The following is a 12,568-nucleotide window of genomic DNA, read 5'->3' on the forward strand; positions in this document are numbered from 1 at the left end:
TGGCTACGGGTCTAGCGTCGTCGCATGGCCACGAAGCTCAATCCCTACGTCAACATCCGCGGAGGTCTCGCGCGCGAAGCGCTCGAGTTCTACCGTTCCGTGTTCGGCGGGGAGGTGATGGTCATGACCTTCGGCGAGTTCGGGGGAGAGGGCCGGATCGCCGACCTCGTGATGCACGGTCAACTCATCACCGAGACCGGGCGCAAGCTCATGGTCGCGGACGCCCCTGAGGAGATCGTCCAGATCACCGTGGGTGACAACGTCTCGATCGCGATCGACGGTGAGGCCGAGGACGCCGAACGTCTGCGCGGCATCTTCGCCGCCCTCGCCTCCGACGGCGGCCGGATCGAGAATCCGCTGCTGATCGCGCCATGGGGAGACGAGTTCGGTTCCGTGGTGGACCGCTACGAGATCCACTGGATGCTCAACATCGCCGGCACCGAGCCCGAGGAGCCGTTCCCGGCCGTCGAGGACTGACCCCGGAGACCTCCTGAACGCACCCGCGGGACGTCATCACGATCGGTTGCCATGGCGACCAGATGTGATGACGTCCCGCGGGTTCAGGCGTCAGCGTCAGCAGATCACCAGGGGCTGGGCTTGTAGTCCTTCACGAAGCAGCCGTAGAGGTCCTCGCCGGCCTCGCCCAGGACGATCGGGTCGTAGACGCGCGCAGCACCGTCGACCAGGTCGAGCGGGGCGTGCCAGCCCTCGGCGGCGATGCGGAGCTTCTCCTGGTGGGGACGCTCGTCGGTGATCCAGCCGGTGTCGACGGCCGTCATCAGGATCTTGTCGGTCTCGAACATCTCGCCCGACGAGGTGCGCGTCATCATGTTGAGCGCGGCCTTCGCCATGTTGGTGTGGGGGTGGCCGGGGCCCTTGTAGCGACGCGAGAACTGGCCCTCCATCGCCGAGACGTTGACGACGTAGGCACGCCCCGACTTCGCAGCCTTCGCCGCAGCGGCGAGGGCCGGACGCAGGCGCGAGACCAGCAGGAACGGCGCGATCGAGTTGCACAGCTGCACCTCGAGGAGCTCGAGCGGGTCGACCTCGCCCATCAGCTGGGTCCACGAGTTGGTGGACTGCAGGTCGGGCAGCAGGCCACCGGCGTCGACGGCGGTGCCGGCCAGGTGGGCCTCCAACGACGCGCTTCCGGCCTGGAGTGCCAGGGCGGTCAGGGACGCGGCGTTGTGGGCAGCCAGCGCGGACTCGCCGGACTCGCCGTCGTGCGCAGCCACGGCGGTGCCGGCCAGGGCACCCGCGATCGCGGCCGGGTGCGCCTCGGAGATGCGCTCGAAGGAGACCATCTCGGGCAGCGCGATGTTGTCGGGCAGCGGCGCGAGCTCGCCGTCGGTCAGCGGGGTGTAGGAGCCCGGCGAACGACGCACGGTCTGGCAGGCGTTGTTGATGATGATGTCGAGCGGACCCGCGGCGGCGACGTCGTCGGCCAGCGAGATCACCTGCGTCGGGTCACGCAGGTCGATGCCGACGATCTTGAGGCGGTGGATCCAGTCGGCGGAGTCCTCCATCGCGGAGAACCGACGCACGGCGTCCTTGGGGAAACGCGTCGTGATCGTGGTGTGCGCACCGTCGCGGAGCAGGCGCAGCGCGATGTACATGCCGATCTTGGCGCGGCCACCGGTGAGCAGGGCGCGCTTGCCCGTCAGGTCGGTGGACTGGTCGCGCTTGGCGTGGCTCATCGCCGCGCACTTGGGGCAGAGCCAGTGGTAGAAGGCGTCGACCAGGGTGAAGTCCTCCTTGCAGATGTAGCAACCACGCGCGGTGATCAGCTCGCCTGCGAAGGCACCCTTGGTGTTCGAGACCAGCGGGATGCCGGCGGTCTCGTCGTCGATCCGCATCGGCGAACCGGTGGCGGTGGACTCGATGATCTTCTGGTCGTGGCGGATCTTCTCCTGACGGATCTCCGCGCGACGCGACTTCTTGACCAGCTTGTACATGTACGACGCCTCGCGCTTCATGAGGCGGACGTCGGGGTGGTCAGGACCCAGGGGCGGCAGGGACCGCAGGACCTTGATCGCGATGGCGAACTCGTCGGGGTCGATGCCCGGACCGAACTCGTTGCCGTCGGCATCGATCGTGATCGCCTTCGCCTCGGCGATGGCTTCCTCGGGGGTGGGCCTCTTGTCCTGCTCGTCACTCACGCGGCAGAGTCTCCCACCACCCGTTGCCGCTCTCCGATTCCTCGTCCCAGCGTCGTGGTGCCCCTGCGGGAGGCTGCCGCGGGCGGGATGAACGCAGCCGTGACGGCCGCCACGAGACTGAGGACGCCGCACGTCAGGAAGCCGACGGTGAACGCCGACGTCGAGGCGTGGGTGGTGGCAACGCCGTCAACGACGTGGGTGGTGGTGAGTCCGGCGAGGAGGGCGGCGATTCCGGCGCTGGCCCCGGCCATGCCGATCGAGCGCATCAGCGAGTTGATCCCGTTGGCGCTGGCGGTCTCGTCGGGACGCGCGGAGGCCATCACGAGCACCGGCATCGCGGCGAACGACATCGCCGCGCCGATCCCGCAGAGCGTCGTGGCGACGACGACCTGGGTGACGTCCGCGGCCAGGAGCGGCCGCGTCAGGTAGGAGACGGCCATGACGAGGGCGCCGACCAGGAGCGTCCCGCGTCCGCCGACCCGGTTCAGCATCCGTCCCGAGACCGGCGCGAAGACCACCATCGCCAGGCCCGACGGGATCATCACGAGCCCGGCGCCCATCACCGAGATGCCGAACCCGTGACCGGTGGCCTCGGGCGCCTCGACGAACGGGATCGTGAGCAGGTTGTTGGCCATCATCCCCACTGTCAGCAGCACCGAGGCGACGTTGGTGAGCAGCATCGGACGTCGGGAGAAGGTGCGCAGGTCGACCATCGGGGTCTCGCGCCGCAACTGCGACGGCACCCACGCCGCGAACGTGACGACGCTGGCCACGAGCAGACCGAGCGTCACCGGGGACGCCCATCCCCAGCTGCCGCCCTTGGAGACGAAGAGCATCAGCGTCACCAACGCGAACGAGAGCACCAGGGCACCGACCAGGTCGAAGCTGCCGCGGGCCCTGGTCCGGGACTCCGGCACCCCGATCGCGACCGCGACGAGGATCAGTGCGGTGAACGAGCCCGTCACCCAGAACAGCGACGACCACCCCGACGTCTCGTAGAGGATTCCTGACAGCGGCAGCCCGAGTGCGCCGCCGATCCCGAGCGTCGTCGACATCAGGGCGATCCCGAACCCCACCCGGTGCGGCGGGAGTTCGTCGCGCAGGATCGAGATGCCGATCGGGATGATCGCGGCGGCGAGCCCCTGCAGCCCGCGTCCGACCATCGCGGCCACCAGTGACGTGGTGACGGCCAGCACCAGCGAACCGAGCGTCATGACGCTCATCGCGACCAGCGCCATCCGGCGTTTGCCGTACAGGTCGGCCAGGCGGGTGAGGACCGGTGTGGCGACGGCGCCGGAGAGCAGCGTGACGGTGAGCAGCCACGACGCCGTGTCGGGGCTGGTGTCGAAGGCTTCGGGCAGCACCGGAACGAGCGGGATGACGAGCGTCTGTTGCAAGGAGACGGCCATGCCAGCGGCGGCGAGCACACCGGTGACGAGCCACGCCGGACGACGTCGGGGGCTGTTGCCGGGGGTGTCGACGGCGTTGTTCGGAAGCAGTGAGGTGGGCGAGGTAGAAGGCGGCGTCACCTTCAATGTCTATCATTTCGACTGGGTTAATTAACTTTGCGTCCGTGTGACACCGAAGTGGCGATCAGGCTCCTGCTCGTGAGGTGGTGATCGAGGTCGCGCTGTCCGCGAATCTCGTCACACTCATGAAAAGGACTACCGTGGAGGCATGAGTGACCCTGCCCCGGAATCCGCCCTCGCGCACGAGGCAGCCCCCGCGTCCGAGCCGGAGACCATCAAGTTCTCCGACCTCGACCTCGACCCCCGTGTCCTGAAGGCGATCACCGAGGTGGGTTATGAGACCCCCTCCCCGATCCAGGCCGCCACCATCCCCTCGCTGCTCGAAGGCCGCGACGTCGTTGGACTGGCACAGACCGGAACGGGCAAGACCGCTGCATTCGCGCTGCCGGTGCTCAGCAACATCGACCCTGACCAGAAGACCCCCCAGGCTCTGGTCCTCGCCCCGACCCGCGAGCTCGCGCTCCAGGTCTCCGAGGCGTTCGAGAAGTACGCCTCCCACATGCCCAAGGTCCGCGTCCTGCCCGTCTACGGCGGCCAGGGCTACGGCGTCCAGCTGTCCGCGCTCCGTCGCGGCGTCCAGGTCGTCGTCGGTACCCCCGGCCGCATCATGGACCACCTGGAGAAGGGCACGCTCGACCTGAGCGAGCTCCGCTTCCTGGTCCTCGACGAGGCCGACGAGATGCTCAAGATGGGCTTCGCTGAGGACGTCGAGACGATCCTCGCCGACACCCCCGCGACCAAGCAGGTCGCGCTGTTCTCGGCCACCATGCCGGCCCAGATCCGCCGCATCTCCAAGAAGCACCTCAACAACCCGATCGAGGTGACGGTCAAGAACAAGACCACCACCTCGGCCAACATCACCCAGCGCTACCTGATGGTGTCGTACCCGCAGAAGGTCGACGCCCTCACCCGCATCCTCGAGGTCGAGAACTTCGAGGGCATGATCATCTTCGTCCGCACCAAGCAGGTGACCGAGGCGCTCGCCGAGAAGTTGCGCGCCCGTGGCTTCTCCGCCGCCGCGATCAACGGTGACGTCGCCCAGAACCAGCGTGAGCGCACGATCAACCAGCTGCGTGACGGCAAGCTCGACATCCTCGTCGCCACCGACGTCGCTGCTCGTGGTCTCGACGTGGAGCGCATCTCCCACGTCGTCAACTTCGACATCCCGACCGACACCGAGTCCTACGTCCACCGCATCGGTCGTACCGGCCGCGCCGGTCGCCACGGTGACTCGATCGCCTTCGTGACCCCGCGTGAGCGCCACCTGCTCCGCGCGATCGAGAAGGCGACCCGTCAGCCGCTGACCCAGATGCAGCTGCCGTCGGTCGACGACGTCAACAAGAAGCGCCTCTCCGCGTTCGACGAGGGCATCACCGCCGCTCTCTCCGACAACGAGAAGATCGACTTCTTCCGCGACGTCGTCAAGCACTACGTGGACGAGTACAACGTCCCCGAGGTCGACGTGGCTGCTGCCATCGCTGCTGTCATGCACGGTGACAACCCGCTGACCCTCACCCCGGAGCAGGAAGTCCTGCACACCCCGCGCAACGACGACCGTGGTGGTCGTGACGACCGCGGCCGTGGACGCAACGACCGCGGCGACCGCGGCGACCGTGGTGACCGTCGTGCCCCGCGTCGTGCCGGTGCTGACGCCGACCTTGCCACCTACCGCATCTCGGTGGGTCGCCGTCACAAGGTGGAGCCCCGCCAGATCGTCGGCGCTCTCGCCAACGAGGGTGGCCTGGGCCGCAACGACTTCGGCAAGATCGACATCCGCATGGACCACTCGCTGGTCGACCTCCCGGCGAACCTGCCGGCCGGTGCCGTGGAGGCCCTCGCGGCCACCCGCATCTCGGGTCAGCTCATCGAGCTCACCAAGGACAACGGCCCGCGCCGTGCGTCCGGTGGCGACCGTGGCGGTTACAAGGGTGGTGACCGTGGTGGCTACAAGGGTGGCGACCGCGAGGACCGTCCCCGTCGCGACTTCGACCGCAAGCCGCGTCACAAGGACTGATCTGCTGATCTGATCAGCATCTGATCCACGCACGAGACCCCGCCGATCCTGATGGTCGGCGGGGTCTCGTCGTATTTCGGGCCCCCCTCAAACGCCGGGACGTCATAGGAATCGCGGGCCAGGGGCCCCGATTCCTATGACGTCCGAGAGCGGAGCGACGTCCGCGAGGTGAAACGGGCAGGCGTCAGGCGGTCTTGATCGCCGAGATGTCGAAGTCGAGCTTGATCTTCTCCGAGACGAGGACGCCGCCGGTCTCGAGTGCGGCGTTCCAGGTGAGGCCGAAGTCCTTGCGGTTGATCGAGGTCTGGCCCTCGAAGCCGATGCGCGTGTTGCCGAACGGGTCCTGGGCGGAGCCGGTGAGCTCGAACGGGATCGACACCTGCTGGGTGATGCCCTTGATCGTGAGGTCGCCCGTGATCGTCCACTCGTCGCCGTCGGCCTCGACCTGGGTGGAGGCGAACGTGATCGTCGGGAACGCGGCGGCGTCGAAGAAGTCGGCCGAGACCAGGTGCGCGTCGCGGTCGGCGGAGCCGGTGTCGACGCTGGCGGTCTGGATCGTGAGGTTGACGCGCGAGTTGGCCGGGGAGGCGGTGTTGACCTCGGCGGTTCCCTCGAAGTCGCCGAACTGGCCGCGGACAGTGGTCACCATCGCGTGGCGGGCCGAGAAGCCCAGGCGGGTGTGGCTCGCGTCCAGTGCGTAGGAGCCGGAGATGTCGGTGACGGCCTGGGTGGGCGCGTCGAAGGAGTCGGCGTTCTTGTTGCGGTTGAAGATTCCCATGGTGCGCTCCACTCAGAAGTAGTTCAAGGTTCAACTAGGTAACGACGGGCGTGCGCGATTCATTCCCTCCGGCGCGCCTCGCTCCACACACTGCCATTCGGAAGCGGTTTGCAACAGGGGGTGGCCCGTCCGAACTGAACTCTTCGACACGCCCCGCAAAGCCGAGAGCCCCCTGCTGCATGGGGTCAGCAAGGAGCTCTCGTCCCAGAGATAGTACGAGGAGTGAGGGACCTCGGCAGCCGCTCTCGGAATCTTGTGCCTCCGGTGCGGACCAGTGCCTCTCAGGCCGAGCGGAACGTCCAGAGCAGGATCTCGGCGGAGGAGCCCACCGCAGTCACCGTCATCTCCACGTCGTCGGCCTCCAGGATCCGGGCGGCGTCCCCGTCGGCGAGCTCGACCACCTCGTCCGGCGTCGTGAGCAGCACCGCTCCGGCGACCACGAAGAGGTGGTGCGCCGCACAGACCGGCAGTGCGGTCGGCGACTCGGGCGCGGGACGGCCGAACCACAACGTTGCCCCCTGTGTTCCCACCGGCACCTGGGCGCCCTCGCCGGCCACCGGGTGCAGGGCCTCGGCGTCCATCGCCTCGGCGACGTACCGCGCCGGGGGAGCGTCGACGTCGTCGGAGACCAACCAGGTCTGCAGGAATCGTGTCGGTTCCGCGCCGGTGTCGGCGTGCTCCGCGTGCCGGATGCCCGGACCCGTGGACTGCACTGCCACCGTTCCGGCCGGCAGACGTTCGGTGCGGCCCGCGTCGTCGGCGTGCACGAGCGTCCCGTGGGCCACCCAGGTCACCAGCTCGACCGCGGAATGCTTGTGCTCGTCGAACCCCGCGCCCCAGGCCAGTCGGTGGTCGTCGAAGGCACGCATCGGGCCGAAGGCCAGATTCTCGGGATCGTAGTGGTGGCCGAACGAGAACGAGTGCGCCGTGACCCGGTCAGGTTGCGGCTCGATATACCTCTGGGAAGCGGGACACACGCGCAGCAGCATCCGGCTATGGTCGCGGGGTGACGAGCCCACGAACAAACCGGGACGCCGCAGGCTTGCCTCTGCTCCCGGCAGGCTTCCGGTTCGGAACCAGCGATTCAGCCCACCAGACGGAGGGGGCCGTCGACGTGGACGGACGCGGACGCACGATCTGGGACACGTTCGCCGAGACCCCCGGACGCATCGACCGGGGCGAGACCGGTGCCCGTGGCGCCGACTCCTACCGGCGTTGGCCCGAGGACGTCGCGCTCCTGCGCGACCTCGGTGTCACCTCGCACCGCTTCTCCGTCGCGTGGTCGCGAGTCGTGCCCGAAGGCCGTGGAGCGGTCAACACGCGCGGACTCGACCACTACGACCGCTACGTCGACGCGCTCCTCGAGGCAGGCGTCGAACCCATGCTGACGCTCTACCACTGGGACCTGCCCCAAGCGTTGGAGGACGACGGCGGCTGGCTCAACCGCGCCACCGCCGAGGCGTTCGCCGAGTACGCCGGGGTGGTGGCCGAGCGCCTCGTCGACCGGGTAGCGCACTGGATCCCGGTCAACGACCCCAACGTCGCCAGCATCCTGGGCTACGGCATGGGCTCGCACGCCCCCGGCAAACGACTCGTCTTCGACTGTCTCCCGGCTGCCCACCACATGCTGCTCGGCCACGGCCTGGCCACCCAGGTGCTGCGTGCTGCCGGAGCCACGAGCGTCGGGTCTGCGACCAACCACGCCCCGGTCTGGCCGCGCAGCGACGAACCGGAGGACACCGGTGCCTCGAAGCTGTTCGACATGCTCTGGAACGGGGCCTTCGCCGAGCCGATCCTGCTGGGCCGCTACCCGTTCCCGCTCCTCCCGTTGCTCGACGACGTCCTGCGTCCCGGCGACCTCGCCACCATCCGACAGCCCCTCGACTTCTACGGCGTCAACTTCTACGGACCCGTCCGGGTCGGCGCGTCCCCGGAGGGGAACGAGGTCCCGTTCGAGTTCCGCGAGGTCCTCGGGCACGAGGTCACCGACCTGGGCTGGCCGATCGTTCCCGAGGCGTTGTGCGAGTGGCTCGTCATGTTCCGGGCCCGCTACCGCGCCGCCCTGCCGCCACTGATGGTGACTGAGTCCGGGTGCGCCTACGACTCTCCCGTCGCGCCCGACGGCACGGTCGCCGACCCGCAGCGGATCGCCTACCTCGACGCCCACCTCGCGGCCGTCTCCCAGGCTGTCGACCGGGGAGTCGACGTGCGCGGTTTCCACGTCGCGTCCCTGCTCGACAACTTCCACTGGCAGGACGGCTACGAGCCCGGACAGGGTCTCGTCCACGTCGACCGCACCACCAACGACCGCACCCCCAAACAGTCCTTCGACTGGTTGAAGCGGGTCCTGCAGGCCCAGCCGGACGCGATGAACGAGTCCCCCGACGGCGCAGCCACCGACTGAGCGCACCCTCACGCGCGATTCCAGGCGATCATGAAGGCGTCGTCTGAAGTGTCCGACGGAGCACGCAGGTAGCATCGAACCCATGCGTCAGGCCCTCCGTGAGCTTCCCCGTCGACTGCGCGCCCACGCGCACCGACTCGCGGACGAAGCCGTCCTCAGCACCTTCGGTTTCGAGGTGCCGGTCGGGCCCACTCTGGTGATCGTGGCCGACGCCGGTTCGCGCTCCGAGCTGCCGATCGACGTCCAGCAGATCCCCTCGGGCGAGACCCGCGGCCTGGTCACCCTGGTCGAGGTCGATGATCAGGCCACGCACCCGGTCCACATCGACCGTGCCTGGGAGTCGGTGGTCCTGGTCGCCGCCGACCGCGCCGGCCTGCGTCGGGTGGTCGGAGCGATCCCGCGCTTCGGACTGATGCGTCAGATCGCGGTCCTGCTCACCTCCGCCGAACGCCCCCTGGGCATCCACCCGCGCGGTGAATGGCCGCGGATGGCCGAACTGGAGTCGCGTCGCTTCCGTCCCGACGGACCGGGCGTGCTGCTGCGGGTCAAGTTCCACCACCGCGCCACCGCGCGCGCCGTGCTGGTCGAGATCGCCGTCCAGAACGGCACCACTCGTCCTTCGCACCCCGGCCTCTTCACCGGCTACCTGCACCAGATGCCCGAACAGGGCCTTGACGCGGGCGCCCGGATCTTCGCCTCCGCACAGGACACCGTCGAGCACGAACTCGTCGTCCCCGTCGACGTCCTGGTCGCTGCGACAGATGCCCCTGCGGCGACTCTGCGGATCGAAGGTGAGCACCACGTCCTGGGGCGTGCCCCCGTGGTGGTGGCCGAGGCGCAGGTCCAGCCCGTCGACGAAGGCGTCTTCAACCCGGTCCGCTGGGTCAAGCGCCCCGACCGCCCGGCCGTCGATCTTGCCGACCTCGTGGTGCCCGGACGCCGGGTCACCGAGTCCGACCTGTACCACGCCCGCTACCACCACCACGTCGACGCCGACCTGGCCACCGCCGACGTCCAGGACGTGCTGCGTCTGGCGATGGGCGGCGTCCCGGTGCAGGCCCGCGGCCTCGAGGAGGCCCGCGCTGCCGGCCGTCTCGCCGGTGTCGCCGACACCGTCCTGGACACCCTTGCCGAAGCCTCGTCGACCGGGTGGGTGGACCTCTCCGACGCGCTGGAGCGCGAGGAGTACTCGCTGCGCCTGCGCCGCGCCACCTTCGACGCTCACTCCACGCTCGCGCACCGCGCCGCCCGTTCGGCCGTGGCCGGCGTGGAGCGTCAGCGCGCCGCCACCGCCGGCCTCCCGGCGATCTCGCTGCTCCTGGCCACCCGCCGTGAGCACGAGCTGCCCAACGCGATCGCCAACGTCCGCAAGCAGATCGGCGTCGAGATCGAGCTCGTCGTCGCCACCCACGGGTTCTCCGCCGACGAGACCAAGCTGCGCGACATGCTCGGCGACGAGCACGGCCTGACCGTCCTCGGCTTCGACGCCGACGCCCGTTTCGGCGACGTCCTCACCGCTGCTGCGCAGGCCGCGGCCCACGACGTCCTGATGAAGATGGACGACGACGACTGGTACTCCCCGCACGCGGTCCACGACCTGCTGATGGCACGCCACTACTCCGGCGCCGACCTCGTCGGCATGCCCACGGAGTTCGTCCACCTCGTCGGTTTCGACCAGACGGTGTGGCGCCGCGAACCGTCGGAGACCTTCGCGGTCCACGTCGCCGGTGGCACGATGACGCTGTCGAAGGACCTGCTGCGTGAGGTCGGCTGGTTCCGTCCCGTGCGTCGCTGGGTCGACGCCCAGCTGCTGGCCGCGGTGGCCGCGCTCGGTGGTTCCGCGTACCGCACCCACGGCCTGGGCTACGTCCTGGTGCGCCACGAGGAGGGCCACACCTGGACCCTCGATCCCGAGGAGTTCCGTCGTCACGACCAGGTCGAGAGACTCTTCGACGGCTTCCGGCCGCCCGGTTCGGGACGCCCCGTCGTTCCCGGTGCCTCGGCATGACCCGCGTGCGCCACAACGACTGGCGTCCTCTGACCCCGCCGGCCCTCGGCGAGTGGACCCCCACCAAGACCGTCAGCGTCGTGCTCCCCGCCTGGGGTGGCCGCGACCTGTCCCCGGTGATGGCCGCGCTGGCCGCACAGACCTACCCGGCGCACCTGATGGAGGTCGTCGTCGTCGACGACGGCAACCCGGTCCCGGTGGTGCTGCCCGAGCTGCGCCCGGAGAACTCCCGTGTCATCCGCGTGACCGAAGGATGGGGACGTGCTGGCGCCACCCAGCTCGGGATGGACGCCACCGACGGCGAGATCATGGTCTGGCTCGACGACGACATGCTCCCGTTCGCCGAGCACGTCGAGGCCCACGCCCGCTGGCACCACCTCAACGACTTCACCGTCGTCATGGGGGTGAAGCGATTCGTCGACCCCGAGATCACGATGACGCCGCAGCAGGTCCACGACGCCGTCGCCGACGGGTCGATCGCGTCCCTGCACGACTGGGACACCGCGACCCCGCACACCTGGATCGACGAGATCTGGGAGTCCACCGACGACCTCGTCACCGCGGGCACCGCCGGGTTCCGCTGTTTCGTCTCCGCGACCGCGTCGATGAGTCGCGCGATGGTCGATGCTGCTGGCGGGATGCGCACCTCGATGCGTCTGGGCGAGGACACCGAGTACGGCCACAAGCTGGCCCAGGCCGGTGGCCTGCTGGTGCCCGAGTACGCCGCGAAGGCGTGGCACCTGGGCAACAGCCACGCGATGGAACACGCCGAGAACGTCATCCGCTACAACCAGCCCGCGTTCGCCGACCACGTCCCGACGCTGCGCAGCCGCCGCGCCAAGCGCGGCCGTGTGTACGCCGTCCCCTACCTGCAGGTCGTGCTGCCCACCACGGGTTCACTGCGTGAGGTGATGCGCAGCGCTGACGCCGTCCTCGACTCCGACCTCACCGACGTGCAGGTGCTGCTGGTCGGTGCGTGGGACCAGATCCACGACGGCCGGGTCTCGCCGCTCAAGGACCCGCTGCGCGACCTCGGCGTCCTGTACCGCCGCTACGTCAACGACCCGCGGGTGCGTCTGGTCACTCCCGACGACGCCGCGCTCTCCTCGCGTCCCGAGGCCGTCCACCGACTCGTGGTGGCCGGCAACGACCGCGTCCCCGTGGCGGGTGCACTGCGCGCCTGGACCGAGGACGCCGACCGCAGCCGCAACGGCCTGCGGATCTTCGTCGACGGCGACCTCGACGACGGCGCCGTCCCGTACGCCCGGTTGGAGCGGATCTCCGCGTTCGCCCGGGTCGAGTGGACCGACGGCGACTTCTTCTCCCGGCCTGCTTCGGTGCAGCCCTCCCCGCTCGACGTCGCGGTGGCCGAGGCGTTCGGCGCCGCGACCGTCCCGGTCAAGAACACCGGCTGGGTGCACTGGCGTCGCCGTGTGGTGCCGCGCGAGCGTCGCCACGACATCGTCCAGATGGACGCCGCGGAGTCGTGGCGGCTCGCCCTGGAGTCGCTGGGTCTCGCTGAGCGTCCTGCGCTGGAGACGCCTGGTCGTCCGGTGCCGGTCGCGGTGGCCGACTCGTTGGCCGGTGCGGTGAAGGAGCGCGGTCAGAAGGCGCTGCGTCGCCTGCGCCGACGCTGAGCGTCAGTCGTTCCGCTCAGTCATTCCCGCTCAGTCATT

At 69.2% G+C, this 12,568-nt stretch carries 9 protein-coding genes; 5 read left to right on the plus strand and 4 right to left on the minus strand.

What is annotated here, in order from left to right; all coding sequences use genetic code 11:
- Positions 1-24 precede the first annotated feature (24 nt).
- Positions 25-477 (plus strand): VOC family protein, encoded by a 453-nt coding sequence (locus EOV43_RS00780; protein WP_128219249.1) that lies wholly within the window; start codon positions 25-27, stop codon positions 475-477.
- Positions 478-581: 104 nt separating this feature from the next.
- On the opposite strand, the gene EOV43_RS00785 is transcribed toward EOV43_RS00780, so the two are convergent.
- Positions 582-2,159, minus strand: a complete 1,578-nt coding sequence (locus EOV43_RS00785; RefSeq protein ID WP_239022161.1) for an SDR family NAD(P)-dependent oxidoreductase — start codon at positions 2,157-2,159, stop codon at positions 582-584.
- Positions 2,156-3,688: an MFS transporter gene (locus tag EOV43_RS00790; protein ID WP_128219250.1), complete on the minus strand. Its 1,533-nt coding sequence runs from the start codon at positions 3,686-3,688 to the stop codon at positions 2,156-2,158. Before EOV43_RS00790 ends, EOV43_RS00785 begins: the two co-directional genes overlap by 4 nt.
- 148 nt (positions 3,689-3,836) lie before the next feature.
- Here EOV43_RS00790 and EOV43_RS00795 point away from each other — a divergent pair, with 148 nt between their 5' ends.
- On the plus strand, positions 3,837-5,702 hold the full coding sequence (locus EOV43_RS00795; protein ID WP_128219251.1) for a DEAD/DEAH box helicase: 1,866 nt from the start codon (positions 3,837-3,839) through the stop codon (positions 5,700-5,702).
- A gap of 184 nt (positions 5,703-5,886) precedes the next feature.
- Here the strand turns inward: EOV43_RS00795 and EOV43_RS00800 are convergent, their stop codons facing one another.
- Together EOV43_RS00800 and EOV43_RS00805 are read right to left on the minus strand one after the other, a co-directional pair.
- Positions 5,887-6,480, minus strand: coding sequence for a YceI family protein (locus EOV43_RS00800; RefSeq protein WP_128219252.1), 594 nt, complete (start codon positions 6,478-6,480; stop codon positions 5,887-5,889).
- A gap of 281 nt (positions 6,481-6,761) precedes the next feature.
- Positions 6,762-7,469 (minus strand): pirin family protein, encoded by a 708-nt coding sequence (locus tag EOV43_RS00805; RefSeq protein WP_128219253.1) that lies wholly within the window; start codon positions 7,467-7,469, stop codon positions 6,762-6,764.
- A gap of 17 nt (positions 7,470-7,486) precedes the next feature.
- On the opposite strand from EOV43_RS00805, the gene EOV43_RS00810 reads away from it, so the two are divergent.
- The 3 genes from EOV43_RS00810 to EOV43_RS00820 all read left to right on the plus strand — a co-directional run bounded on the left by EOV43_RS00810 (position 7,487) and on the right by EOV43_RS00820 (position 12,529).
- Positions 7,487-8,884 carry a GH1 family beta-glucosidase gene (locus EOV43_RS00810; RefSeq protein WP_128219254.1) on the plus strand — a complete coding sequence of 466 codons (1,398 nt, stop codon included), beginning with the start codon at positions 7,487-7,489 and terminating at the stop codon, positions 8,882-8,884.
- An 82-nt stretch (positions 8,885-8,966) separates the two neighbouring features.
- On the plus strand, positions 8,967-10,892 hold the full coding sequence (locus EOV43_RS00815; protein WP_128219255.1) for a glycosyltransferase family 2 protein: 1,926 nt from the start codon (positions 8,967-8,969) through the stop codon (positions 10,890-10,892).
- On the plus strand, positions 10,889-12,529 hold the full coding sequence (locus EOV43_RS00820) for a glycosyltransferase family 2 protein (protein ID WP_128219256.1): 1,641 nt from the start codon (positions 10,889-10,891) through the stop codon (positions 12,527-12,529). Before EOV43_RS00815 ends, EOV43_RS00820 begins: the two co-directional genes overlap by 4 nt.
- Positions 12,530-12,568: the final 39 nt, after the last annotated feature.

Origin of the sequence: Nocardioides yefusunii (genome assembly GCF_004014875.1) — a bacterium.
In the GTDB taxonomy this organism is placed as follows: Bacteria; Actinomycetota; Actinomycetes; order Propionibacteriales; family Nocardioidaceae; genus Nocardioides; species Nocardioides yefusunii.